Origin of the sequence: Hydrogenophaga sp. PBL-H3 (assembly GCF_010104355.1) — a bacterium.
In the GTDB taxonomy this organism is placed as follows: Bacteria; Pseudomonadota; Gammaproteobacteria; order Burkholderiales; family Burkholderiaceae_C; genus Hydrogenophaga.
On sequence record NZ_CP044972.1, the window covers coordinates 3685089 to 3709785 of the forward strand.

The 24697-nt window shown below is 65.5% G+C and carries 30 protein-coding genes; 9 read left to right on the top strand and 21 right to left on the bottom strand.

What is annotated here, in order from left to right:
* Position 1: 1 nt before the first annotated feature.
* Genes flgG through flgB form a run of 6 tightly spaced genes read right to left on the bottom strand, consistent with a single transcriptional unit; the run spans position 2 to position 4325 of the window.
* Positions 2 to 784, bottom strand: coding sequence for a flagellar basal-body rod protein FlgG (gene flgG / locus F9Z44_RS17160; RefSeq protein ID WP_159607927.1), 783 nt, complete (start codon positions 782 to 784; stop codon positions 2 to 4).
* Positions 785 to 809: 25 nt separating this feature from the next.
* Positions 810 to 1547, bottom strand: a complete 738-nt coding sequence (flgF, locus tag F9Z44_RS17165; protein WP_159607928.1) for a flagellar basal-body rod protein FlgF — start codon at positions 1545 to 1547, stop codon at positions 810 to 812.
* A 32-nt stretch (positions 1548 to 1579) separates the two neighbouring features.
* Entirely contained in the window at positions 1580 to 2794 is a 1215-nt protein-coding gene (flgE, locus tag F9Z44_RS17170) for a flagellar hook protein FlgE (RefSeq protein WP_159607929.1), read from the bottom strand.
* A 30-nt stretch (positions 2795 to 2824) separates the two neighbouring features.
* Complete coding sequence (locus F9Z44_RS17175) at positions 2825 to 3487, bottom strand: flagellar hook assembly protein FlgD (RefSeq protein WP_159607930.1); 663 nt, start codon at positions 3485 to 3487, stop codon at positions 2825 to 2827.
* A gap of 14 nt (positions 3488 to 3501) precedes the next feature.
* Positions 3502 to 3906 (bottom strand): flagellar basal body rod protein FlgC, encoded by a 405-nt coding sequence (flgC, locus tag F9Z44_RS17180; protein ID WP_159607931.1) that lies wholly within the window; start codon positions 3904 to 3906, stop codon positions 3502 to 3504.
* A gap of 17 nt (positions 3907 to 3923) precedes the next feature.
* Positions 3924 to 4325, bottom strand: a complete 402-nt coding sequence (gene flgB, locus F9Z44_RS17185; protein WP_159607932.1) for a flagellar basal body rod protein FlgB — start codon at positions 4323 to 4325, stop codon at positions 3924 to 3926.
* 176 nt (positions 4326 to 4501) lie between these two features.
* On the opposite strand from flgB, the gene flgA reads away from it, so the two are divergent.
* The 5 genes from flgA (at position 4502) to F9Z44_RS17210 (ending at position 6978) form a co-directional block, all read left to right on the top strand.
* Positions 4502 to 5239, top strand: a complete 738-nt coding sequence (gene flgA / locus F9Z44_RS17190; protein WP_159607933.1) for a flagellar basal body P-ring formation chaperone FlgA — start codon at positions 4502 to 4504, stop codon at positions 5237 to 5239.
* A gap of 136 nt (positions 5240 to 5375) precedes the next feature.
* A complete protein-coding gene (gene flgM, locus F9Z44_RS17195; protein ID WP_159607934.1) occupies positions 5376 to 5696 on the top strand; it encodes a flagellar biosynthesis anti-sigma factor FlgM in 321 nt (106 codons plus the stop codon).
* Positions 5697 to 5722: 26 nt separating this feature from the next.
* Positions 5723 to 6088: a hypothetical protein gene (locus tag F9Z44_RS17200; RefSeq protein WP_159607935.1), complete on the top strand. Its 366-nt coding sequence runs from the start codon at positions 5723 to 5725 to the stop codon at positions 6086 to 6088.
* A gap of 111 nt (positions 6089 to 6199) precedes the next feature.
* The gene (gene bfr, locus F9Z44_RS17205) at positions 6200 to 6676 is read left to right on the top strand and encodes a bacterioferritin (protein ID WP_159607936.1); all 477 of its coding nucleotides are present in this window, start codon (positions 6200 to 6202) and stop codon (positions 6674 to 6676) included.
* An 83-nt stretch (positions 6677 to 6759) separates the two neighbouring features.
* Positions 6760 to 6978 carry a (2Fe-2S)-binding protein gene (locus F9Z44_RS17210; RefSeq protein ID WP_159607937.1) on the top strand — a complete coding sequence of 73 codons (219 nt, stop codon included), beginning with the start codon at positions 6760 to 6762 and terminating at the stop codon, positions 6976 to 6978.
* A 67-nt stretch (positions 6979 to 7045) separates the two neighbouring features.
* Here F9Z44_RS17210 and F9Z44_RS17215 read toward each other — a convergent pair whose 3' ends face one another.
* From F9Z44_RS17215 to F9Z44_RS17245, 7 genes are all read right to left on the bottom strand, one after another.
* Positions 7046 to 7972: a branched-chain amino acid ABC transporter permease gene (locus tag F9Z44_RS17215; RefSeq protein ID WP_159607938.1), complete on the bottom strand. Its 927-nt coding sequence runs from the start codon at positions 7970 to 7972 to the stop codon at positions 7046 to 7048.
* Complete coding sequence (locus F9Z44_RS17220) at positions 7972 to 8859, bottom strand: branched-chain amino acid ABC transporter permease (protein ID WP_159607939.1); 888 nt, start codon at positions 8857 to 8859, stop codon at positions 7972 to 7974. Before F9Z44_RS17220 ends, F9Z44_RS17215 begins: the two co-directional genes overlap by 1 nt.
* 72 nt (positions 8860 to 8931) lie before the next feature.
* Positions 8932 to 10167 (bottom strand): ABC transporter substrate-binding protein, encoded by a 1236-nt coding sequence (locus F9Z44_RS17225; RefSeq protein ID WP_159607940.1) that lies wholly within the window; start codon positions 10165 to 10167, stop codon positions 8932 to 8934.
* 29 nt (positions 10168 to 10196) lie between these two features.
* Positions 10197 to 10901, bottom strand: coding sequence for an ABC transporter ATP-binding protein (locus F9Z44_RS17230; protein ID WP_159607941.1), 705 nt, complete (start codon positions 10899 to 10901; stop codon positions 10197 to 10199).
* 61 nt (positions 10902 to 10962) lie between these two features.
* A complete protein-coding gene (locus F9Z44_RS17235; protein WP_159607942.1) occupies positions 10963 to 11724 on the bottom strand; it encodes an ABC transporter ATP-binding protein in 762 nt (253 codons plus the stop codon).
* 203 nt (positions 11725 to 11927) lie between these two features.
* Complete coding sequence (locus F9Z44_RS17240; RefSeq protein WP_159607943.1) at positions 11928 to 12902, bottom strand: tripartite tricarboxylate transporter substrate binding protein; 975 nt, start codon at positions 12900 to 12902, stop codon at positions 11928 to 11930.
* A 26-nt stretch (positions 12903 to 12928) separates the two neighbouring features.
* Positions 12929 to 13801, bottom strand: coding sequence for a fumarylacetoacetate hydrolase family protein (locus tag F9Z44_RS17245; protein ID WP_159607944.1), 873 nt, complete (start codon positions 13799 to 13801; stop codon positions 12929 to 12931).
* 158 nt (positions 13802 to 13959) lie between these two features.
* On the opposite strand from F9Z44_RS17245, the gene F9Z44_RS17250 reads away from it, so the two are divergent.
* The 4 genes from F9Z44_RS17250 to F9Z44_RS17265 all read left to right on the top strand — a co-directional run bounded on the left by F9Z44_RS17250 (position 13960) and on the right by F9Z44_RS17265 (position 16457).
* Positions 13960 to 14631, top strand: coding sequence for a FadR/GntR family transcriptional regulator (locus F9Z44_RS17250; RefSeq protein ID WP_159607945.1), 672 nt, complete (start codon positions 13960 to 13962; stop codon positions 14629 to 14631).
* 37 nt (positions 14632 to 14668) lie between these two features.
* Positions 14669 to 15421, top strand: a complete 753-nt coding sequence (locus F9Z44_RS17255; RefSeq protein ID WP_159607946.1) for a YoaK family protein — start codon at positions 14669 to 14671, stop codon at positions 15419 to 15421.
* A 60-nt stretch (positions 15422 to 15481) separates the two neighbouring features.
* Positions 15482 to 15901: a VOC family protein gene (locus F9Z44_RS17260; protein WP_159607947.1), complete on the top strand. Its 420-nt coding sequence runs from the start codon at positions 15482 to 15484 to the stop codon at positions 15899 to 15901.
* Positions 15902 to 15998: 97 nt separating this feature from the next.
* Positions 15999 to 16457, top strand: coding sequence for a CHRD domain-containing protein (locus tag F9Z44_RS17265; RefSeq protein ID WP_236574173.1), 459 nt, complete (start codon positions 15999 to 16001; stop codon positions 16455 to 16457).
* 82 nt (positions 16458 to 16539) lie between these two features.
* Here F9Z44_RS17265 and F9Z44_RS17270 read toward each other — a convergent pair whose 3' ends face one another.
* From F9Z44_RS17270 to cheY, 8 genes are all read right to left on the bottom strand, one after another.
* Positions 16540 to 17169: a DUF6891 domain-containing protein gene (locus tag F9Z44_RS17270; protein ID WP_159607948.1), complete on the bottom strand. Its 630-nt coding sequence runs from the start codon at positions 17167 to 17169 to the stop codon at positions 16540 to 16542.
* Between the two features lie 110 nt (positions 17170 to 17279).
* Positions 17280 to 17996 (bottom strand): RNA polymerase sigma factor FliA, encoded by a 717-nt coding sequence (locus F9Z44_RS17275; protein WP_159607949.1) that lies wholly within the window; start codon positions 17994 to 17996, stop codon positions 17280 to 17282.
* Between the two features lie 2 nt (positions 17997 to 17998).
* Positions 17999 to 18769, bottom strand: coding sequence for a ParA family protein (locus F9Z44_RS17280; protein WP_159607950.1), 771 nt, complete (start codon positions 18767 to 18769; stop codon positions 17999 to 18001).
* Positions 18762 to 20297, bottom strand: a complete 1536-nt coding sequence (gene flhF, locus F9Z44_RS17285; protein ID WP_159607951.1) for a flagellar biosynthesis protein FlhF — start codon at positions 20295 to 20297, stop codon at positions 18762 to 18764. Before flhF ends, F9Z44_RS17280 begins: the two co-directional genes overlap by 8 nt.
* Complete coding sequence (gene flhA, locus F9Z44_RS17290; RefSeq protein WP_159607952.1) at positions 20294 to 22369, bottom strand: flagellar biosynthesis protein FlhA; 2076 nt, start codon at positions 22367 to 22369, stop codon at positions 20294 to 20296. Before flhA ends, flhF begins: the two co-directional genes overlap by 4 nt.
* Positions 22366 to 23523 carry a flagellar biosynthesis protein FlhB gene (flhB, locus tag F9Z44_RS17295; RefSeq protein WP_159607953.1) on the bottom strand — a complete coding sequence of 386 codons (1158 nt, stop codon included), beginning with the start codon at positions 23521 to 23523 and terminating at the stop codon, positions 22366 to 22368. The genes flhA and flhB overlap by 4 nt, the downstream gene beginning before the upstream one ends.
* Positions 23524 to 23659: 136 nt before the next feature.
* Positions 23660 to 24271, bottom strand: coding sequence for a protein phosphatase CheZ (locus F9Z44_RS17300; protein ID WP_159607954.1), 612 nt, complete (start codon positions 24269 to 24271; stop codon positions 23660 to 23662).
* A 12-nt stretch (positions 24272 to 24283) separates the two neighbouring features.
* Complete coding sequence (gene cheY / locus F9Z44_RS17305) at positions 24284 to 24670, bottom strand: chemotaxis response regulator CheY (RefSeq protein WP_159607955.1); 387 nt, start codon at positions 24668 to 24670, stop codon at positions 24284 to 24286.
* Positions 24671 to 24697: the final 27 nt, after the last annotated feature.

The following is a 24697-nucleotide window of genomic DNA, read 5'->3' on the forward strand; positions in this document are numbered from 1 at the left end:
ATCAGAGCTGGCTCAGGCGCTGCAGCATCTGGTCGGATGTCTGGATCGCCTTGGAATTCATCTCGTAGGCGCGCTGGGTCTGGATCATGGTCACCAGCTCCTGCACCACGTTGACGTTGGAGGTCTCCACCATGCCCTGCATCACCGTGCCCAGGCCGGCCGAACCGGGTGCGCCGGTGAGAGGGTTGCCCGAGGCCAGGCTCTCGGCAAACAGGTTCTGGCCCAGCGGCTCCAGGCCGGCGGCGTTGATGAAGTTGGCGAGTTCGATGTTGCCCACCTGCTGCGGCACGGGGTTGCCAGGCAGCTTGGCGGTGACGACACCGTCGCTGGAAACGGTGATGCTCTGTGACTCGGCCGGCAGCGTGATGCCGGCGGTGAGCGGGTAACCGCTGGAGGTGACCATGCGGCCCTGCGCGTCGAGCTGGAAGCTGCCGTCGCGGGTGTAGCCGGTGGTGCCGTCGGGCATCTGCACCTGGAAGAAGCCGCCGCCGTTGACGGCCAGATCGAGCGCATTGCCAGACTGCTGCAGGCTGCCCTGCGTGAAGTTGCGCGAGGTGGCCACGGTGCGCACACCCAGACCCACCTGCAGGCCGGTGGGCAGCTCGGCCTGCTCGGCGGTGTTGGCGCCCACCTGGCGCAGGTTCTGGTACATCAGGTCTTCAAACACCGCCGTGGCGCGCTTGAAGCCGTTGGTGGACACGTTGGCCAGGTTGTTCGAAATCACGTCCAGCTGCGTCTGCTGCGCCTGCATGCCGGTCTTGGAAATCATCAGCGAGTTGATCATGGTGTGCTCCGCGAAATTAAGGGGATCAGCCGTTCATGCTGAGGAGTTGGCTGGCGGTCTTGTCGTTGGTTTCGCCGTTCTGCAGCATGCGCATCTGCACCTCGAACTGGCGGGCCACGGCGATCATTCCGACCATGGCCTCCATGGGGTTCACGTTGGAGCCTTCGAGCGAGCCGTCCTGCAGCCGGGCCACGTCGCTGGCGGGCAGCGGGTCGCCCTGCGGGCCGCGGAACAGGCCGTCTTCGCCGCGCTTGAGGCGGTTGTCTGCGTCGGGCAGAACCATCTTGAGCTTGCCCACCTGCTGCGAAGGCTGGTTGCCCACGCGCGTGCTCACGGTGCCGTCGGCGGCGATGTCCACCCGCGCATTGGCCGGCACCACGATCGGGCCGCCGTCGCCCAGCATGGGCAGGCCCTGGGGGTTGACCAGCGTGCCGTCCTGGTTGACTTCGAGCGCGCCGGCGCGGGTGTAGGCCTCGGTGCCGTCCAGCCCCTGCACCGCAAAGTAGGCGTTGCCGCGCGCGGCCACGTCCAGGTTGCGGCCGGTGGAGGTGATGGCGCCGGGTGTGTCGGAGTGGCCGGCGGTGGCTTCGAGCGCAAACACGCGGGTGCTGGCACCGTCGCCGCGCACCGGCACGGCGCGGAAGGTGGAGAGTTCGGCACGAAAGCCCGGCGTGGACACGTTGGCCAGGTTGTTGGCCAGCACCGTCTGGCGATGCTGCGCGGCATTGGCGCCGGTCATCGCGGTGTAGATCATGCGGTCCATGCGGGGCTCCTTCGTTCAGTTCAGGCTTGCGATCAACGCATGTTCAGCAGGGTGCTGAGAACCTGGTCTTGCGTCTTGATGGTCTGGGCGTTGGCCTGGTAGGCGCGCTGCGCCGTCATCATGTTGACGAGCTCGGCGGTGAGGTCGACGTTGGAGTCTTCCAGCGCACCGGAGCGCAGCACGCCGAAGTTGCCAGCGCCAGGTTCGCCGCGCAGCGGGTCGCCCGAGGCGTGGGTGGCTTGCCAGATGCCGTTGCTGCCGGGCGCCAGGCCCTGCGCATTGCGGAAGTTCACCAGCGCGATCTGGCCGGCCGCGCGTGACTCGCCATTGGAATAACGGCCAACCACCACGCCGTCCTCGTCGATCGTGAGACTGGTGAGCTCGCCCGGGCGGTAACCGTCCTGGATGAGGTTGGTGACTGCAAACGCTGTGCCGAACTGCGTGACATCGGACACATCCAGCGTGGCGTTGAATGTGCCGTTGGCCGAGGTCAGTGCCACGGTGGGCGCGGGCGTGATGGACGCGGGGTTGAGCGTGCCGTCGGCATTGAAGTTGAGCGTGAACGACGGGCTGGCGGTGGTGGGCGCGGTTCCGTCACCGCTGGTGTAGACCGTCCAGGTGTTGGCTGCCGTCTTGCGGAAGGCCATGGCCACCGGGATCTCGACACCCTGCGCATCGTGGGCCACCAGCGAGGTGCCGTAGGTGGCCAACGGTACGTTGGGCGTGACCGCGTTCCACACGTCGGCGCGCGTGTCGAGGTTGAACTCGGCGGTGATGGCGCTGGTCTGCTGCGCGGGGATCGGACCGCCGGTGGGCAGGTTCAGGGGCTGGGTGTCGAAGCTCAGGCGGTTGCCCTGCGCATCGGTGGGGTAACCCATGAGGTTGCTGCCATCGTTGGTGACCACGTTGCCCTCGCGATCGAGCTTGAACATGCCGGCACGCGTGTACGCGGTGGAGCCGTTGGGCTGGGTGAGCTCGAAGAAGCCGTTGCCGTTGATGGCCACATCGAGCTCGTTGCCGGTGACGCTGATGTTGCCCTGCGTGAAGCTCTGCGCCACCGCCGCCACGGCCACGCCGATGCCGTTGGCCATGCCACCCGAGGCGTTGACCGAGCTGGCGTAGATCTCGGCGAACTCGGCGCGCGAGCTCTTCATGCCCACGGTGTTGGAGTTGGCGATGTTGTGGCCGATGACGTCGAGGTTGCGGCTGGCGGCGTTGAGGCCGGAGAGTCCTTGCTGGAATGCCATGGTGTTGTCCTTGGGGGTGATGGAGGCGGGTTACAGGAAGGTGGCGACCTGGTCGTAGCCCAGGGTGCTGCCGTCTTGCAGTTGAAGGTTCATGGTGCCGTTGGCAAAGCCCACGGAGGTCACGGTCTGGCGGCTGTAGGTGGTGGACTTGACGGGCTGGCCACCATCAGATGCTTTCACGCGGAAGCCGGCCACCTGGTTCGGGTCGATCCCGGTGCCGTCCCAGTTGAACGAGTGCTGGCCTGCGGTGAGCGCGCCGAAATCGAGGGTGTCGAGCACCTCACCGTTCTTGCCTACCACCTCCACCGAGACCTGGCTGGCGCTGGCGTCCAGGCGCATGGCGCCTTTGCCGATGGTGCCGTCGAAGCCGAGCTTGTTGCTTTCGACCAGCGCCTCGCGGCCGATCAACGAGGTGCCTTGCAGCGTCTGCATGGAGCCGAACTGCGCCGCCATGCCCTTGAGCGTGGCGTTGAGTTCCTGGATGCCACTGACCGTGTTGATCTGCGCCATCTGGGTCGTCATCTGCGCGTTGTCCATCGGGTTGAGCGGATCCTGGTTGTTGAGCTGCGCGACCAGCAGCTTGAGGAAGCGGTCCTGCGAGGCAGCCGGGTCCATGTTGTTCTTGGCCGATGTGCCCGTGGTGCTGCCCACGGTGGTGCCGAGGCTGGAGGTGTCGAGGGGTGTGGCGAACATGGGATGTGCTTTCTTTATTGACCCATCTGCAGCGTCTTGAGCAGCAGCGACTTCGCCGTGTTCATGACCTCGACGTTGTTCTGGTAGGAGCGCGATGCCGAAATCATGTTGACCATTTCTTCCACCGGGTTCACGTTGGAATGGTTCACATAGCCTTCGGCGTCGGCGCTGGGGTGGGTGGGGTTGAGTTCGCGGCGCCCGGGAGCCTGGCTCTCGGTGATGTCCTTGACCTTCACCCCGGCATTGCCCTGGCCACCCATGGGCAGCGTCTGGAACTGGATGTGGCGCGCCTTGTAGGTCTGGCCGTCCGGCCCGGCCACGGCGTCGGCGTTGGCCAGGTTGCTGGCCACCACGTTGAGGCGCTGGGACTGCGCGCTGACCGCGCTGCCCGACACGTTGAAGATGGAGAACATCGACATGATCGATTCCTTTCAACTCATTGGCCTTGAATGGCGCTGAGCATGGTCTTGACGTGGGAATTGATGAACCGCAGCGTGGACTCGTAGCGCACGCTGTTGTCCACGAAGCTGGCGCGCTCGCGGTCGAGGTCGACCGAGTTGCCGTCCTGGCTGGCCTGGGTCTGCACGGTGTAGGCCAGCTTGGGGTCTTGCGCGCTGGTGGTGCCCAGTGTCATGTGGCCGGCACTGGTGACGTTCACGCCAGCGCCGCCCTGCATGCCCGAGACATTTTTGAGCGCAGCGGCAAAGTCGAAATCGCGCGCAATGTACCCAGGGGTGTCGGCGTTGGCGATGTTGCTGGCGATGACCTGCTGGCGCTGTGAGCGCAGCAGCAGGGCGTTGGCATGGAAATCCAGCCGGGCGGTCATCTGTTCAAGCATGTTCACCTCAAGGCAAGGGTTGCGGGGCGGGTGACTGGCCTTCCTCAGAGGGCACGGACACCGGGGCGTTGAACGAATTATGGAAATCTTGAGGGTCTTCAATGGCCGGAACAAAGACCCCTAAAGCGGCCTTTTCCCGGCTTTCCCACAACCGGCGGCGCCCTACAGTGCAGGCCATGCCCACGCTGCTGCCCTCCTTGTTGTCGCCCCTCACCGCCCGCCTGATTGCCCTGGTGGCGCTGCTGCTGTGCGGCTGGAGCGCACGGGCCAACGAGCCCGCCGCGCTGGAGAAGATGGCGCACGACTTCCTGACACCCGCCCTGGCCGCCGCCCTGCCCAAAGACGCGGACTCGCCGCTGCGTGCCGAGGTGGTGATGGGCTCGCTCGACGCGCGCCTGAAGCTGGCGCCGTGCAACCAGGTCGAGCCCTACCTGCCCCCCGGCACCCGCCTGTGGGGCCGAAGCCGCATCGGCCTGCGCTGCGTGGATGGGCCCACACGCTGGAATGTCTTCGTGCCGGTCACGGTGAAAGCCTGGGGGCCGGCCTGGGTGCTCAAGCGCGCGGTGGCCGCGGGCGACGCCCTCACTCAAGAAGACGCTGAAATCGCCGAAATCGACTGGGCGGAGCAGCGTTCCAGCGTGCTGGCCCTGCCCGAGCGCTGGGTCGGCCAGCTGGCGGCCTTTCCGCTGACCGCCGGTATGGCGCTGCGCGAGAACATGGTGCGCGTGCCGCAGGCCTTCGCGGCGGGCGCGCAGGTGCGGGTGAGCGGCCAGGGCGGCGGCTTCAGCATTTCAGCCACTGGCCAGGCGCTCACCGCCGGCATGGTGGGCGAGCCAGCCCGCGTCAAACTGCCGGGCGGGCGGGTCGTCACCGGGGTGGTCCGCGACGCCCAGACGGTTGAACTGGCGCTGTGAGACGGGCCGGCTTCGCACCGCGGCGCACAGACGGTCGAAAAATCGTGACGAACACCACAAGACTTTGATTAAAGTTCTCAAACGCCGGGCCGATACAGTCTGAACAAGGCCCTGACTTCGGGGTTTGGAGCGTGACATGAAAGTCGATTCATCACCGGATTCCTATATTGGTTCAGTGGCAGGCGGCCCCCAGAAGGCCACCGCGCCCGCGGCGGCCGAGGCCAGCGCAGCCGCGTCTGTGGCCAGCGCGGGGCAGGCCCAGCCGGGCGTGACCGTGACGCTGTCGGCCTCCACCACCGAGGCCCGCTCGGTCTCGGGTGGCGACGTGTTCAACGCCGACAAGGTGGCCTCCATGAAGGCGGCCATTGCCAACGGCAGTTTCCAGGTCAACGCCGAAGCCATTGCCGACAAGATGCTGGCCAACGCAGCCGAGATGCTCGGCGGCACGCGCACCTGATTCTTCCCATCCCACAAGGCTGCCCCATGACCTTTGCAACGACCTCCCACCCCTGGATCGATTCGCTGCAGGTGGAGCTGGACGCGCTCGAAGCCGCACTGGTGCGCGGTGATGCGCCCGCCGTGGAACTGGCCAGTGCCGCCATGCAGCGGGTGTTGCAGCAAGCCCCCAAGTCCGTCGCCATGGCGCCACCCGGCAGCGACCAGCAGCACGCCTTGCTGACCGCCGCCGAACGTTTCGCCCGCCTGCGCCAGGCTGTGCTGCGCGCCAACGCCCAGAGCCAGCGCGCCGTGTCCAGCCTGCTGCCCCAGCACACACAGCAACCCACCTACGGCCGCCAGGTCGGCGCACCTTCCATGGGTGGTGCGGGGCGTGCCTTTCTCTCGGCCTGAAGCAGATCGCTCGGCTCGGCAAAAACCGGCTCAGGCCGGTTTTTTTGTGCCTGAAAAAGGCGCGGGTGACAATCGAGGCCTCACACCCAACCCGACCCAAGGAGCACTCCCATGAAAGGCGACCCCCAGGCCATCACGCATCTGCAGGCGCAACTCAAGAACGAGCTGACCGCGATCAACCAGTACTTCGTCCACTACCGCATGCTCAAGCACTGGGGCCTGGACAAGCTGGCGGCCAAGGAATACGCAGAATCGATCGGTGAAATGAAGCACGCGGACAAGCTCATGGACCGCATCTTCACGCTGGACGGCCTGCCCAACCTGCAGGACCTGGGCAAGCTGAGCATCGGCGAGGACGTGCCCGAAATCCTCAAGAGCGACCTGGCACTGGAAACCGGCGCGCAGCACACCATCAAGGCCGGCATCGCCCACTGCGAAACGGTGCGTGACTACGTCTCGCGCGACCTGCTCCAGGGCATCCTGGACGACACCGAGGAGCACATCGACTTCCTTGAAACCCAGATCGACCTGATCGACAAGGTGGGTCTGCAGAACTACCTGCAAAGCCAGATGGGTTCGGTCAGCTGAGGGTGTTCATCCGCTGAGCGGTGTTGCGAGTCTGAATGCGATTCATTATCATTCGTTCAGTTTCACGACGCCCGCCCAGCACCATGATCGTTTGCATCTGCCGCCGCATCAGCGACAAGACCATTGCCCACTGCGCCCGCTCGGGCATGGGGTTTGACGACATCCAGCTCGAACTCGGCGTGGCCACGCAGTGCGGCCAGTGCGAAGGCTGTGCCCGCGCGCTGTGGTCGGAATGCTCACCGCAGCAAACCGTGGCGCACATCTCGCGCGAGGCGGTAGCGCAGCAGGCGGTGGTGGCCTGAGTCCGGGCACCTCCAGACAACAAAAAACCGGCCAAGGCCGGTTTTTTGTTGTCTGGGCCAGAAGGCTTCAGTTCTTCTTGGCGCCGAAGCGGTGCTCGATCTCGCCCACGATGCCACGGCGGAACATGAGCACGCAGACCACGAAGGTCGCTCCCATGATGATCGAGACCATGGAGCCCAGGCCCGAGAGGTAGTTCTGCATGGTGACGATCACGGCCGCGCCCACGGTGGGGCCGAGGATGGTGCCCATGCCGCCGAGCAGTGTCATCAGCACCACCTCGCCCGACATCTGCCAGCCCACGTCGGTCAGCGTCGCGATGCCGAAGGCGATGGACTTGGTGGCGCCGGCCAGGCCCGCGATGGTGCCCGAGAGCACGAAGGCCATCAGCTTGTAGCGGTCGACGTTGTAGCCCAGCGAGAGCGCGCGGGGTTCGTTCTCGCGCACCGACTTGAGCACCTGCCCGAATGGCGAATGGATGATGCGGTAGATGAGCGCGAAGGCCGCCGCGAAGATGGCCGCCACCACGTAGTACATCGCCATGTCGTTGGTCAGGTCGATCACGCCGAACAGCTTGCCGCGCGGAATGCTCTGGATACCGTCTTCGGCGTAGGTGAAGGGCGCCTGCACGCAGATGAAATAGATCATTTGCGCCAGCGCCAGCGTGACCATGGCGAAGTAGATGCCCTGGCGGCGCACCGCCAGCCAGCCGGTGACCAGACCGATGAAAGCCGCGCTCAGCGTGCCGGCCAGGATGGCCACCTCGGGCGTGAGGCCCCACACCTTGGCGGCGTGGCCGGCCACGTAGGCCGAGAAGCCGAAGAACATGGCGTGGCCGAACGAGAGCAGGCCGGTGAAGCCGATCAGCAGGTTGAACGCGGAGGCGAACAGTGCGAAGCACAGCACCTTCATGAGGAAGATGGGGTAGCCCACGAAGGGGGCCGCCAGCAGTGCCAGGAACAGCACCAGGAATACGTTGCGGGTGGCTTTGGACATTATTTCTCCCGGCCGAACAGACCTGCCGGACGGATCATGAGGACGATGACCATGATGATGAAGACCACGGTGGACGAGAGCTCGGCGTAGAAGACCTTGGTGAGACCTTCGATGAGGCCCAGCGCCAGGCCGGTGAGGATGGAGCCCAGGATGGAGCCCATGCCGCCGATGACGACCACGGCAAACACCACGATGATGATGTTGGAGCCCATCAGCGGGCTCACCTGGTAGATGGGCGCGGCCATCACACCGGCCAGACCGGCCAGGCCCACGCCGAAGGCGTAGGTGAGCGTGACCATCAGCGGCACGTTGATGCCGAAAGCGCGAACCATGTTGGGGTTTTCGGTGCCAGCGCGCAAATACGCGCCCAGCTTGGTCTTCTCGATCACGTACCAGGTGAACAGGCACAGGAAGATGGAAACAAGCACCACCCAGGCGCGGTACTTGGGCAACATCATGAAGCCCAGGTCGAACACGCCGCGGAAGATCTCGGGAAGTTCGTAAGGCAGGCCGGACGAACCGTAGAACTCGCGGAACGCACCCTCGAAGATCAGCGCCAGGCCAAAGGTGAGCAGCAGACCGTAGAGGTGATCCAGCTGCTGCAACCGGCGCAACATGGTCATCTCGATCAGGGCGCCGATGGCCCCCACGGCGATGGGCGCGAGCAACAGCGCGAACCAGTAGTTCACGCCGGCGTAGTTGAGCAGCATCCACGCAACGAAGGCGCCCACCATGTAGAGGGCGCCGTGCGCGAAGTTGACGATGTTGAGCATGCCGAAGATCACGGCCAGGCCCAGCGAAAGGATCGCGTAAAACGAGCCGTTGACCAGCCCCAGCATGAGTTGCCCCATGAAGGCCACGATCGGCACACCAAATATTTCAGTCATTGCAGTCCGGTGAAAAGGGGCGGGCCGTGAATCACGGCCCGCCCGGTCGGCTCAGTTCAATTCAACCCAGGATCACTTCTTGATGCCGGGGCACTGGCTCAATGCCAGCGATTGGAACGCATCGTCACCCTTGATGGTGCCCTTGAGGTTGTAGTAGTCCCAGGCGCCTTTGGATTCCGAAGGCTTCTTGACCTGGAACAGGTACATGTCGTGCACCATGCGGCCGTCTTCGCGGATCTTGCCGCCCTTGGCGAACATGTCGTTGATCGGCGTTTCCTTCATCTTGGCCATCACGGCTGCGGTGTCGTCGGTGCCGGCGGCCTTCACGGCATTGAGGTAATGCATGGTCGAGGAGTACACGGAGGCGTGGTTGGAGTTGGGCTTGCGGCCGTTCATGACCTTGCTGTACTTGTCGGCCCAGGCGCGGGTCTCGGGGTTCAGGTCCCAGTACCAGGCTTCGGTGAGGTACAGGCCTTGTGCCGTGGGCAGGCCGATGGCGTGCACGTCGGTCAGCAGCATCAGCAGCGCGGCCAGGTTCTGTTTCTTGGTCAGGCCAAACTCGGCCGCGGCTTTCACGCTGCTCACCGTGTCGCCACCGGCGTTGGCCAGACCGACCACCTTGGCGCCGGAGGTTTGCGCCTGCAGCAGGAAGGACGAGAAGTCACCGGTGGACAGCGGGTGGCGCACCGCGCCCAGCACCTTGCCGCCAGCAGCCTTCACCACGTCGCCGGTGTCTTTCTCCAGCGAATGGCCAAAGGCGTAGTCGGCGGTCAGGAAGTACCAGCTGTCGCCGCCATCTTTCACGATGGCCTTGCCCACCACGTTGGACAGCGCGATCGTGTCCATCAGGTAGTGGATGCCGGTGGTGGGTGCGCAGTCGGCGTTGGTCAGGCGGGCCGAGGCGGCACCGGTGGTGATGGTGATCTTGTTCTTTTCCTTGCCCAGTGCCTGCACGGCCAGGGCCACGGCGGAGTTCAGGTTTTCCACCGAGATGTCCACGCCGTCGCGGTCGAACCAGCCCTGGGCCACGTTCTTGGCAATGTCGGGCTTGTTCTGGTGGTCGGCACTGACCACCTCGATCGGCTTGCCGAACATGGTGCCGCCGAAGTCGGCCACGGCCATGCGGGCTGCTGCCACGGCACCGGGGCCGCCGTAGTCGGCGTACACGCCGGACATGTCGGTCAGCACGCCGATCTTCACGGCATCACCGGTCAGCTTGCCCTGCTGGGCCACGGCAAAAGACGCACCGCCGGCCAGCACGGTGGCAATGGCGGTGGTCACGGCGGTTGAAATCAGTTTGCGTTTCATGTGGAAAGTCTCCTCTTGGTGGACGGGCGTCAGACGCCCAGATACTCATTGAGCATGTCGGATTTGCTCTCGAGCTCGTTCTTGTTGACCGTGGCCACGATCTGGCCATGTTCGATCACGTAGTGGCGGTCGGCCAGGGGTGCGGCAAACCGGAAGTTCTGTTCGACCAGGATGATGGTCAGGCCCTTGGCCTTGAGCGCGCGGATCACACGGCCCAGCGTCTGCACGATCACGGGCGCGAGGCCTTCGGTGATCTCGTCGAGCAGCAGGATGCGGGCGCCCGAGCGCAGGATGCGCGCCATCGCCAGCATCTGCTGTTCACCACCCGACAGGCGCGTGCCCTGGCTGTGGCGGCGCTCCTTGAGGTTGGGGAACATCTCGTAGATTTCGTCCACACTCATGCCGCCCTCGCCCACCTTGGGTGGCAGCATCAGGTTTTCCTCGCAGCTCAGCGACGAGAAGATGCCGCGCTCCTCGGGGCAGTAGCCCAGGCCGAGCCGCGCTATTTTGTTGGTCGGCATGTGGATGGTTTCCACGCCGTCGATCTGGATCGAACCGGTGCGCTTGCCCACCAGCCCCAGGATGGACTTCACGGTGGTGGTGCGGCCCGCGCCGTTGCGCCCCAGCAGCGTGACCAGTTCGCCTTCGCGGATCTCGAAGTTCACGCCGTGCAGCACATGCGACTCGCCGTACCAGGTGTTGAGGTCGGCGACCTTCAGCAGGACTTTGCTCATTTGGAAACCTCCGTGCGACGCACTGCGGTGCGAGCTGGCTTGGGGCGGCCCGGCGCGGCGCTCATTCGATTTCCTCGACCGTGCCCACATAGGCTTCGAGCACACGGGGATCTTTGGACACCGTGGCGTAAGGGCCTTCAGCCAGCACCGAGCCGCGCGCCAGCACGGTGATGGTGTCGGAGAGGTTGGCGATCACGTTCATGTTGTGCTCCACCATGAGCACCGTGCGGTTGGCCGCCACCTTGCGGATGAGCTCCACGACACGGCCCACGTCTTCGTGGCCCATGCCCTGCGTGGGTTCGTCGAGCAGCATGAGTTCGGGGTCGAGCGCCAGCGTGGTGGCAATCTCCAGCGCCCGCTTGCGGCCGTAGGGCAACTCCACCGTCTGCGTCTGCGCGAAGCTGCCCAGATCGACCTGCTCCAGCAGCGCCATGGCCTCGTCGTTGAGCGCGTACAGGCTGGACTCGGGCTTCCAGAAATGGAAGCTGGTGCCCAGCTTGCGCTGCAGGCCGATGCGCACGTTCTCCAGCACCGTGAGGTGCGGGAACACGGCCGAGATCTGGAACGACCGCACCATGCCGGTGCGCGCCACTTCGGCCGCCTTGTGGCTGGTGATGTCTTCGCCCTTGTAGACGATCTTGCCCGAGGTCACGGGCAGGAACTTGGTCAGCAGGTTGAACATGGTGGTCTTGCCGGCACCGTTGGGGCCGATCAGCGCGTGGATGGAACCGCGCTTGACCTTGAGGTTGACCTTGTCAACCGCGACAAACCCCTTGAATTCGCGGGTGAGGTCCTGCGTTTCGAGAATGTATTCGGTGCTCATGAATGTCGATCACCATCAAAAACCCCGTGGGCCTTTCGGTCGGCGGGGTCGCTGGAAATCCGTCCTCCTGTGTCTTGCGTTGTCGGTGCTGTGAAAGGCCGACAAGCGGATGTCTGCGTTGGAGCGATTGTTAGTGGACTTACAGATTTCTCAACCTAGGGAATCCACCCCTGTTCAGTCGCGCCCAGGACAGCGACACGGACTCAATTGACCTGCCCGATCTGGCGCACCACTTTGACCATGGTGCCCGCGTCTTCCTTGACGAAGCGGTCGAACTCCGGGGCGTCCTGGTACTGGAACGAGGTACCCGCGGTGGTCATGATCTGGATGGTGCGCTCATCCCGGGTGGCAGCGCGCGCGGCCTCGCGCAGCTTGGCCACCACGTCGGGCGGCGTGCCGGCCGGCACGAAGATGCCCGACCACTGCGAGTAGACGATCGGCACGCCGAGTTCCTTGAAGCTCGGCACGTCGGGCAGCAGCGCCAGGCGGCCTTCGCCCCAGTGCGCCAGCGCGCGCAGCTTGCCCGCCTTGATCTGGCCCGCCACACTGGCCGGACCGCTGGCCAGGGCATCGACCTGGCCACTGAGCAGACCCAGGATGGCCGGGCCGGCGCCGGTGTAGGGCACATGCAGCATGAAGCTGGAAGTCGCGCCCTTGAGCTGCTCCATCGGCACATGCATGGTGCCGTAGTTGCCCGACGAACCAAACGAAATGCGGCTCGGGTTGGCCTTGGCAAAGGCGATGAACTCGGCGTAGGTCTTCCACGGGCTGTCGGCGCGCACCACCAGCACCGTCGGGTCGGCCGTGATGCGGGCGATCGGCACCAGCTGGTCCAGCTCGAACATCGGCGCGCGCTTGAGGATCTTGTCGGCCTCGGGCAGCACCACCACCGACGACAGAGCCATCAGCAGGGTGTAACCGTCGGGCGCCGACTTGGCCACCTGGGCCATGCCGATGCCACCACCGGCGCCGCCCCGGTTGACCACCACCACTGGCTGGTTGAGGACCTTGCCCATGGCTTCGGCGATCGGTCGGCCCACGGTGTCGGCCACGCCGCCGGGCGGGAACGGCACCACCATGGTGACGGGCTTGGTCGGGTAGGCCGACTGCGCCACGGCTGCACACGCGGCCGTGACGGTCAGGGCGGCCAGGCACAGGCTGCGAAAGTGTCGGTTCATCAAGAATTCTCCTGTTGTTGCGGGGTTCAGACGAAGGCGTTCTGCAGGCTGCCGATGCCGTCGATCTCGATGCGCACCACGTCGCCCGCGCGCAGGAACACCGGCGGCTTCAGGCCCAGGCCCACGCCGGCGGGTGTACCGGTGGCGATCACATCGCCGGGGTAGAGCGTGATGCCGCGCGAGATGGTTTCAATCAGCGTCGGAATGTCGAAGATCAGGTCTTCGGTGCGGCCGTCCTGGCGCAGCGAGTCGTTGACCCAGCAGCGCACGCGGGTGTGTTGACCGTCCAGCTCGTCGGCTGTGACGATCCACGGACCCATGGGGCAGAAAGTGTCGAACGACTTGCCCATGTCCCACTGCTGGTGGCGCATCTGCACGTCGCGCGCGGTCACGTCGTTGACGATGGTGTAGCCGTACACGTGGCTCATGGCGTCGGCGCGTGCGATGTTCTTGCCGCCCACGCCGATCACCACCGCCAGCTCGGCTTCGTAGTCGATCTGCTCCGACACCGCCGCGCCCGGCAGCACCACGTTGTCGCCGGTGGCAACCACGCACTCGGGCACCTTGGTGAACACGATCGGCCAGGTGGCCGGGTTGGCGTTGTTGTCCTTGAACACCGAGGCCTGCAGTTCCTTGGCGTGCTCGTGGTAATTGCGGCCCACACACCAGAGGTTGCGTCGCGGCAGCGGCAGCGGCGCCTCCAGGCGCACCGAAGCCAGCGCAATGGCCGGGCCCGTGAGCGCCGGCAAAGCCGCACCCTGCGCCGCGGCTTCGATCAGAGGCAAGGCCCCGCGCGCCGCCTGGGCAGCGTCCAGCGCAAAAGCCGTGACGCTCTGACCATCGCCAGAAACCTGCCCGACACGGCGTTGACCTTCATGAACAAACGTAGCGATGCGCACACAGACTCCTTGAGTTAATACCAATAAGTACCAATAGATACCAGAACGGGCCGATGTTAGACCATACCGGGACACGACCACAGCGGGTTTTCACCGATGTCGCCGAGGTCACCGCCCAATGGCGGTGATTGGTCTGTTTTGGTATATTTCCGGCCACCATGACCATTTCGACCTCCCTGCGCGAGACCATCCTGACCCAGCTGCAGGCCGGGCACTGGAAGGCCGGCGACCGACTGCCCACCGAGCGTGAACTCTCGGAGGGCTATGGCGTGAGCCGCACCACGGTGCGCAAGGCCCTGGCCGATCTGAAGCAGCAAGGCCTGATCGAGCAGACCGTGGGCAGTGGCACCTTCGTGGCGCAACAAGCCCCGTCCAGCCTGGACCGCCTGATCCAGCAGGACTCCGCGCAACACACCAGCCCGGCCGAGCTGATGGAAGCGCGCCTGGCGCTGGAGCCTGCCATCATCGACCTGGTGGTGCGCAACGCCACCACCGCCGATTTCGCACGCATGCTGGCTTGCTGCACCAGCGCCGAACGCGCCAGCAGCCTGGAGGAGTTCGAGCACTGGGACGGTGAACTGCACGAGGCCATTGCCGATGCGGCGCACAACACCTTTGTCTCCAGCGTGTTCAAGCTCATGAAACAGGTGCGCGCCCAGGGCGACTGGGGGCAACTGAAGAAGAAAAGCGTGACGCCCGAGCGCCGGCTGGCCTACCAGCAAGAGCACCGCCAGCTGGTGGACGCCCTGCGCGACCGCGACGCGGCGCGCGCCAAGACCAGCACCCTGGACCACCTGCTGCACGTGCGACACAACCTGCTGGGGCACTGAGCGTCTTTCAGCGGCGCTGGTGTAACGTGTCGGCTCCATGCCCGCCAACTACGCCCGCTACCTGATCGGCACCCAGCGCACCGCCGAGTCCAACCGGGAACTCGGCTTCGTGCTGGCCTTCGTGGCCGGTGCCATCAACGCAGGCGGATTCCTCGCGGTGAAGCAATACACCTCGCACGTCACGGGCATGGTGTCTTCGCTGGCGGACAACCTGGCGCTGGGCCAGATGGGCCTGGTGGTGGACGCCGCCGTGGGCGTGCTGTCGTTCCTGATGGGCGCCATGTGCTGCGCGGTCATGGTCAACTTCGCGCGGCGGCGCCAGCTCTCCAGCGAATACGCCCTGCCCCTGCTGCTGGAGGCTTCGCTCATCCTGTGCTTTGGCCTGCTTGGTGCGCAACTCTCCACCTTCGAGGGCCTGTTGATCCCCTTCACCGTGGTGCTGCTGTGTTTCATCATGGGGCTGCAGAACGCGATCGCCACCAAGCTCTCCAACGCGGTGATCCGCACCACCCACATGACGGGCATCGTGACCGACCTGGGCATCGAGCTGGGCAAGCTCATCTACTGGAACCACAACCCCGACCATCCCCTGAAAGTGCGTGCCGACCGCCCGCGCATGGCGGTGCTGGCGGGCCTGCTGGCGGCCTTCACCACCGGAGGCATCGCCGGCGCCTATGGGTTCAAACAGGTGGGCTACGGCTTCACCGTGCCGCTGGCGCTGGTGCTGGCGGTACTCGCGCTGGTACCCACGGTGGACGACCTTCTGCGCTCGCGAAAAGCCGGCCCCTGACAAGGTTTTGCAACTTCGGTCCAATCAAAAGACCATCCCGATCCCACTCCGAAAGCCCTCATGAAATACCTGCACACCATGGTCCGCGTGACCGACCTGGAGGCCTCCCTGAAGTTCTACCGCGACGCGCTCGGCCTGGAGGTGATTCGCATCCGTGAAGTGCCCCAAGGCCGCTTCACGCTGGCGTTTCTCGCCGCACCCGGCGACCACAGCGCGCAAGTGGAGCTCACCCACAACTGGGACCCCGAGGCTTACACCGGCGGCCGCAATTTCGGCCACCTGGCCTACCAGGTGGACGACATCTACGCCACCTGCGAGCGCCTGCAGGCCCACGGCGTGGCCATCCTGCGCCCCCCGCGCGACGGCCACATGGCCTTCGTGCGCTCGCCCGACAACATCTCCATCGAGCTGCTGCAAAAAGGCGACGCCCTGCCCCCCAGCCAGCCCTGGGTGGACATGGCCAACAGCGGCAGCTGGTGAGCCCCACCGGGGACCGTGTTCGGGTCAACCCCCATGACCTGCTCGCGTGGCGAACCCATACTGATCAGGTCCGATTCACAAACAGCAAGGAGCTCCCATGACATCTGTTTTCCACACCAAAACCCTGCTCGGCCTGGTGGCCGCCGCCGCACTCACCACCCTGATGGGCTGCGCAACGGTCGACAAGATGACCAACACGGTGACCAGCGCCGTGCGCGGTGACGAGAAGCTCAATGGCGCCCAGGAAGTGCCCCCCGTGACCACCACCGCCAGCGGCACCGCCAACATCAAGGTAACCGCTGACGGCTCCGTGAGCGGCAGCGTCACCACCGCCGGCCTGGTGAGCACCATGGCGCACATCCACATCGCCCCGGCCGGTCAGAACGGCCCGGTCATCGTGACACTGACCAAAACCGGGGACAACACCTACGTGGTGCCAGCCGGCGCCAAGCTCACGCCGGCACAGCTCGCGGCCTACAACGGGGGTTCGCTGTACGTGAACGTGCATTCGAACGCCAACAAGGGCGGCGAGATCCGCGCCCAGCTCAAGCCCTGACCCGATCAACCCACACAGCACAAGGCCTGCCGGCGTCATGAGACGCCGGCAGGCCTTGTTTTTTTGCCGGTTGGCGCTGCGCTCAGCCCGGTGTGCGCCGCTGCCAGTCCAGCTGGGCCAGCGAAATGCGGCGCTTCGTTGAACCGTTCCACGCGACTGTGAGGCCCTCGTGCCGCAGGGCTTCACAGACCAGCTGCCCCACCGCGAGGTGCTCCCTCTCCTTCACTTCGCTGCGGCCGAGATGGCCATAGGCCAGCAGCAAGCCTTCTTCGTCGAGGGCGCGGTCGATGTCCTGGCTGTAATAGAAGCAGTAGCCGTGGTACCGGTCTTCCGGAACCCCGTCGTCACTCAGTGCATCGATCACGGCTTCAAAGCCGTCGTCCTGGGTGTCACCGGTGCAATGCAGGGCGCAGATGCCCTGCTCATGCAATCGGGCAAAGGCGCGATCGAGCTTGTCGCAGTCGGTGGCGTGTGGCCAAGTGGCCTCGGCGGCCCGTTTCTTCGCCAGTGTCGTGGCGGCGAAGGCCTTGACCCGGGCGACGTCGAAGCCGTCACCCGCTGTGACCCCCTCGTCGATCAGCGCATCGATGTCAGCGGCCGATTGAAAGCCGTACCAGATCAGGTTTTCAACAACAGACGCCATGTCGTGGGTGGCATCGATGGCAGCACGGTCTGGGTTCTCGTCGAGCGAAGGGCGTTTGGCGTCGGTCATGGCATGTGGGTGTCGAGGGTGGGCGGCCCATGCTAGCCACGCCCCTCCCCTGGCACCAGTGGCCGTTGCCGCTCGCCAACGGCTACTGCCTCTGCGGTATTGCGCCTGTTTCAGTGCTCGCGCAGCTTCGAGCGCAAGCGCGCAATCGACTGGCTGTGCAACTGGCAGATGCGCGATTCGGTCACACCGAGCACGGCTGCGATTTCCTTCAGGTTCATGTCGTGCTCGTAGTACATGCTCATGATCTGCTGCTCGCGCTCGGGCAACACCTTGATGGCAGCCACCAGGGCGGTGCGCATGCGGTGATCCTGCAGCTTGGCCGACGGGTCGGCTTCGCTGTCGCCCATGTGGCGGTCCAGGAAACCGTCTTCGTCGTCGCTGTTCCCGCTGATGTCCTCCAGGTACACCAGCTGCGTGCCACGCACCTTGGCCAGCAGGTGCTGGTAGTCGGCCAGTGGCATGCCCAGCTCGGCGGCGATTTCAGATTCCTTGGGCACGCGCTGCAGTTTCTGCTGCAGGCGGCTCACCGCTTGTTCAATGTCTTTCTGGCTCTTGCGCGAGCCGCGCGACATCCAGTCGCCTTCGCGCAGTTCGTCGATCATCGCGCCGCGGATGCGCTGGCTGGCGAAGGTCTCGAACTGCACGCCCTGCGTGGGCTCGAAGCGCGCAATCGCTTCGGTCAGGCCGATCATGCCGACCTGGATCAGGTCGTCGAGCTCCACGCTGGGCGGCAGCTTGGCGATCATGTGGTGGGCCAGACGCCGCACCAGCGGGCTGTATTTGCGCAGCTGCTCGTCGCGGTTGAGCGTGCCTTTGGCGGTGTACATCTTCAGCTCCAGAGTGGTGTCGGGGCGGCGCGGACCAGGCCGTGGTACCCGTGTGTGTCTGTTTCAGCCTGCGGCGTGATGGCGCAGGCCTGGGCACGGTGGCCCCAGGTGTGGGCGGGCCAGCTCTCCAGCGTGAGCCCGAGGTGGCGTGCCGCGCAGTCGGTGACCGAGGTCACCAGTGGCTGCAGCACCTGCGCGCCGCCGGCGGCCAGGGGCGCGAGCACCGGCGACAAACCGGCCGAGTGCAGCAGCTTGACCGCACCGTACGCGTCGATGGCGGCCTGCGGCTGGTCGAGCACCGGCACCATCGTGCGGGCATTGAGACCGGGCAACACGCCGGCCAGGCCAAAGGCCGGCGCGAACAGCAGCACGATCACGCCCGGAGCAAACGGCGCCAGCAGGCGCGCGAGCGCCACCGGTGCGCCCGCGGCGTGCGCGGTTTCCTGCAGGGCCTGCAGGCCACGCGCACCGGGCATCACCAGCCAGTCGGCGTTGTCCGCGGGTTGCTCAAGGTGGCCGATGGAGGGGTCTTGCAGCGCGCGCAGCAGGCCAAGGTGGCTGCCGTTCCCGCGCTGGGCACCGCTGGATTCGGTGGCCGTGCCGTCAACGATGACGACCGAGCGGCCCTGGTTCGTGAGGCAGCCGGCCAGCATGCAAAGCCACTCGTAGCCGCGCGCAGGCTGCGCCGGGCTGGCCACCGCCAGCAAGGCAGCGCTGCCGCTGCGGCTCTCGCCGCGCAGGCCGGCGGCTTGATCAAAGCCGTGTTCAAACATGCGAGGCTCCCAGGTTCACACCGCGTGCGTTGGTGGGGGCGAAGTAGAAGCCCATGTCGGTGGCCACCGGATCGAAGGCCGACTTGCCGGCCGTTCCCATGGACATGCGCACCAGGGCGGAGGCATCGGGGTTCTGCCAGTCTTCGGGCACGCGCTGGCCGTTGGCCACGCCGCGCAGCGTCACCTGGTGGCGGATCAGCGCGTCCAGGGCCGGGCCGAGCTTCACGGCTTCGTCCACCTTGGAGAGCACCACACCGTGCAGCGAACTGGCCTTGAACGAGGTCAGGGTTTCGTCCAGCGTGTCGCCTTGCGAGCCGGCGTTGAGCACCAGGGTCTTCTTGACCTTGGGCATGTCCAGCACGTCGAGCATGTCCTGGATGCGCTGGTCGCGCTGGCCCAGGCCGGCGGTGTCGATGATCACCAGGCGCTTGCCCGAAAGCAGGTTGAGCAGGTCCTTGAGCGCGGCGCGGTCGTGCGCCAGGTGGGCCACCACACCGAGCATGCGGCCGTAGGCGCGCAGCTGTTCGTAACCCGAGACGCGGTAGGTGTCGAGCGTGATCATGCCCACGCTGGCGGCGCCGTACTGCTTGACGCACTGCGCCGCGAGCTTGGCCGCGGTGGTGGTCTTGCCCACACCGGTGGCACCGATCAGCGAGACCACGCCGCCTTCGTCGCACAGGCCGGCGGTGGAAGCGCTCACCTTGAGGTTGCGGGTGATCACGTCCATGAGCCAGCGGAAGGCTTCCGGGGCTGCGGCGTCGGCGGGCACACGGTCCAGCACGGCGCGGGCCATGGCGGGCGAGTAACCGGCGCGGATCATTTTCAGCATCAGGTTGGACTGGATCGGGTTCTGCTTGGAAGAGCCCAGCCAGGCCAGCGTGTTGAAGCGCTCTTCGATCATCTCCTTCAGCGCGGAGAGCTCCACCGCCATGCGGGTGTCTTCGTTGCTGGCGAAACGCACCGAGGGCTGCGAGTCTTCCCACGACGGTTCTGCTTCGCGGGTGCGGATAGGCTGCTGGCCCAGGCGGCTGCCGAAGGCGGCCTGCACCGGCTCGTTGAATCGCTGCACCGGCACCACGATGGGCTCGGCAGCGGGCATCGGCGCAGGCTGCACCGGCGCGGCTTGCACCGGGGCGCGGCGCTGCGGTGCGGGTTGCTCGGCGGGTGCGGTTTCCTGCATCGACTCGCGGCGCTTGCGCAGCATGCGTTCACGCACATATTCCTGGAACGACAGCGTGCTCATGGCCAGGGCTTCGGTGTCGCCCTCCACCGACTCGGGCTGGGCCTGCGTGGCGGCGGCCTTGGCGCGGGCGGCAAAGGAGCTCGGCGCGGCGGGCGGGCGGGTGGCGATCGGCGCGGGGCTGGCGTTGTCGGCCAGCGAGGCCAGGCTTTCCTCGGCCGCGGCCATCACCTCAAAACCTTCGCTGGTGGAGCGGGTGGAGAGGATGACGGCGCTGTCGCCGAAGGCGTTGCGGGCCTTGGCCATGGCTTCGCGGGAGGTCGGGGCGGTGAAGCGCTGGATGTTCATGCAAGTTCTCCAAGAATCGGGCCAATGCGGATCAGGTGGGTTTCAGGAATTTCGCTGTGCGCCAGCACTTGCAGGCGGGGAGCGGCACGGCGCAGCAGGCGCGCCATGGCGTTGCGGATCGCGTCGGGCACCAGCAGGCAGGCGGGCACGCCCTTCTCTTCCTGGCGGTTGGCGATGTCGGTGGCCGACTTGCTCAGCATCTCGGCCACGCCGGGGTCCAGCGCTCCGTTGGCCGCGCCACTGAGGGCCTGCATCAGCAGGCGCTCCAGGCCCGGCTCGATGGCGATCACTTCGAGCTCTTTCACCGGGCCGTAGATCTGCTGCACGATGGCCGGCGAGAGCGCCATGCGCACGCGGCGGGCCAGCTCCTGCGGGTCGGTGGTGGCGGTGGCGTGCTCGGCGATGGCTTCGATGATGGTGCGGATGTCACGCACGTGCACCGACTCTTCCAGCAGCAGCTGCAGCACTTTCTGGAAGGAGGCAACGGAGATCATCTTGGGCACGACTTCTTCGATCAATTTGGGGGCCAGCTTGGTGACGTGTTCAACCAGGTCCTGGGTCTCCGTCCGGCTCAGCAACTTGGCTGCCTGGACTTGCATCAAGTGTGAAAGATGCGTGGCCAGCACAGTCTCGGAATCAACCACGGTAAAACCGGCCATCTGCGCGTTTTCACGTTGCTTGTCTTCGATCCAGTGCGCGGGCAGACCAAACGCCGGGTCGGTGGTGGGGGTGCCGATCAGCGGCGTGCCGATACCGCCCGGATCGATGGCCAGGAACATGCCGGGGAACACCTCGCCCTCGCCCACCACCACGCCGCGCAGGGTGATGCGGTAGGCGCTGGGGCGCAGTTCGAGGTTGTCGCGCACGTGCACGGCCGGCGGCAGGAAACCCACCTCCTGCGCGAATTTCTTGCGCACGCCCTTGATGCGGGTGAGCAGGTCGCCCTGGCGGGTTTTGTCGACCATGGCGATCAGGCGGTAACCCAGTTCCAGGCCGAGCAGGTCCACCGGCTGCAGGTCGTCCCAGGTGGCTTCTCCGTCGCTCTGCGCGGCGGGTGCTTCGGGCTCGACCACGGGGCGGGCATCCACCCGCACGCGCCACCAGGCCAGGCCACCAAAAATCGCGGCGAAGGCCAGGAACACCACGTGCGGCATGCCCGGGATCACGCCCAGCAGGAACATGACCGCGGCCACGATGCCCATCACCTTGGCGGAGATGAACATCTGCTGCATCACCTGCGCGCCCAGGTCCTCGTCCTTGCCCACGCGCGAGACCACCATGGCCGCGGCCACCGAGATCAGCAGCGAGGGAATCTGCGCCACCAGCGCATCGCCCACCGCCAGCAGGATGTAGGTGCTGGCCGCTTCGCTGGCCGACAGGCCGTGCTGCATCACGCCCACCGCGAAGCCGCCGATGATGTTGATGACCAGGATCAGGATGCCGGCAATGGCATCGCCCCGCACGAACTTGGAGGCGCCGTCCATGGAGCCGAAGAACTCGGCCTCGTCGCCCACTTCCTGGCGCCGTTTCTTGGCCTGCTTCTCGTCGATCAGGCCGGCGTTCAGATCGGCGTCGATCGCCATCTGCTTGCCGGGCATGGCGTCCAGCGTGAAGCGGGCCGACACCTCGGCAATGCGCTCCGAGCCCTTGGTGATCACGATGAAGTTGATCACCACCAGGATCACGAACACAACGAAGCCGACCGCGAAGTTGCCGCCGATCAGGAAGTGTCCAAAGGCCTCGATCACCGCGCCGGCCGCGCCCGGGCCGGTGTGGCCTTCGAGCAGCACCACGCGGGTGGACGCCACGTTGAGCGACAGGCGCAGCAGCGTGGTGAGCAGCAGCACGGTGGGGAACACCGAGAAATCGAGCGGGCGGCGCATGTAGGCCGCCACCATCATCACCACCAGGGCCAGCGCGATGTTGAGGGTAAAGAACGTGTCGAGCACCCAGGGCGGGAGCGGCAACACCATCATCGACAGGATGGTGATCACCAGCATCGGGGCGGCCAGGCCACCGGCCCAGCCGGCGTTGCGCGCAAACCATTGCTGCAGGGGAGCGAGGGCGTTCATTCGGCGTCCTTGGAAGCGGATTTCTTGAAGTGCGGATCCAGCTCGGGCGGCACCTGCGGCACCGGCATCTCGCCCGGCATGGCGCCCTGGCCCTTGAGGGCGGCCCTGAGCTGGTACACGTAGGCCAGCACCTGGGCCACGGCGGTGTACAGGGCCGAGGGCACCTCACCGTCGATCTCGGCGTGCGCATAGAGCGCACGCGCCAACATGGGCGACTGCAGCACCGGCACGTTGTGCGCCTTGGCCACATCGCGGATCTTCATGGCGATCAGATCGGCGCCCTTGGCCACCACGCGCGGCGCGTTCATGGAGGCATCGTCGTAGCGGATCGCCACCGCGTAGTGGGTCGGGTTCATCACCACCAGGTCGGCCTTGGGTACTGCGCCCACGCTGTTGCGCTGGGCCATCTCGCGCTGGCGCGCGCGCCGCTGCGATTTCACATGCGGGTCGCCTTCGGCTTCCTTGTGTTCCTGCTTGACTTCCTGCAGGGACATCTTGAGCTGGTTGCCGTGCAGGAACTTCTGCAGCGGCACATCGACGATCGCAAAGAACGCCACCACCAGCAGCAGCAGGCCCACGCCGGCCACGATCCAGTTGCCGAGCTGGCCAATGCCGGACTCCAGGGGCTGCATCACCAGCGTGCCGAACAGCTCCACGTGCGAGCGGATGAACTGCCAGGCGACAAAGGCCACCACGGCGGTCACGCCGGCGAGCTTGAAGGTGTCGACCAGTTGCTGTTTGGAGAACAGCCGCCCGATGCCCTTGAGCGGGTTGACGCGGCTGAAGTCGGGCATCAGGGGTTTGGTGCTCAGCGCGTAGCCACCCGAGGCCACGGTGGCCCCGATGGCCACGGCCAGCACGAGCACGCCCAGTGGCAAATAGAGCATGAGGCCCTGGGCAAACACATCGGCCAGGCGCTGCAGCATCTGGCCCGGCTGCTGCAGCGACGCGTGGTCAAAGCGCAGCTGGCTCTGCAACGCCCCGCGCAGTTTCTCGAAGCCCGTGGGGGCCAGCGCCAGCAGCAGCAAGCAGCCGCCACCGAGCACCGACAGGTTGGACAAGTCCTTGGAACGCGGCACCTGGCCATCGTCGCGCGCCTTCTTCAGGCGCTGCGCGGTGGCTGGCAGGTTCTTGTCTTGACTGGAGGAATCCATCGCAATGAGCTCATCGATTTGATGAGCCCATTCTGCGAGGCTGGCCGCAAAACTAAAGGGGGATAAAGCGGGGAGGAACCCCGCTTATCAAAACCACTTTTGAGAAAGCGGGGAGGAACCCCGCTGATCAAAACCGTTAGAAACCGAGGGAGGCCAACAGATCGTCCACCTGCTGCTGGTCATTGACCACATCGGTGCGACCGGTGCCATCGACCACCGGACCGGCCAGTTCGTAGGCGTGGTCCTGGCCCGGCTGGCCCGAAGGCGCGGATTGCAGCAGCAGGCCGAGCAACTGCTCTTCGATGGTGCCGGCGAGTTGCACCACACGGGCGATCACCTGGCCGGTGAGATCGTGGAAATCCTGCGCCATCATGATGTCGGTGAAGCGCGCATCGGTCTGCTCGCTGGTCTGGATGATGTCGTTCGTCCACTCCATCAGCTCGGGCATGGCCTTGGCCAGCGCCGGCACGCGGGAAATGGTGTCGGCCAGCTGGCGACCGCGCTCGGCGATCAGGCCCTGCTCGGTCTTGCCGAGTTCAACATGGTTGAGCACCTTGTCGGCCGCCTCGCCGGTGAGGCGGGCGATGTAGGACAGGCGGCTCTGTGCATCGGGCAACTGGTCGACCGTGCCCTTGAGCTTGTCGGTGTAGCCGAGTTCTTTCAGTGCGTCGTGCAACTGGCGCGTGATCGAGCCGAGTTGCTGGAACATCTGCGGATGGCCGGGGTTCGCTGCGTCATCGTGGTTCATGGCATCGGTCCTTTAAATGCCGAGCTTCTTGAAGATGTTGGCCAGCTTGTCTTCCAGCGTCGCTTTGGTGAAGGGCTTGACGATGTAGCCAGCCGCGCCACTCTGGGCCGCCAGCACGATGTCTTCCTTGCGGGCTTCGGCCGTCACCATCAGCACCGGAAGGTGCTTGAGCTTTTCGTCTTTCTTGATTTCAGCCAGCAGCTCGAAACCGTTCATGTTGGGCATGTTGATGTCGGAGACCACGAAATTGAACGCACCGTTGCGCAATTTGGCCAGGGCGATGGCGCCGTCTTCGGCCTCGTCCGCATCGGTATGACCGATTTCTTTCAGCAGGTTGCGCACGATGCGGCGCATGGTGGAGAAGTCGTCAACGATCAGGAATTTCATCGGGGTGGACATGCAAGCCTCCGAGGGCGGGTGGGTCGA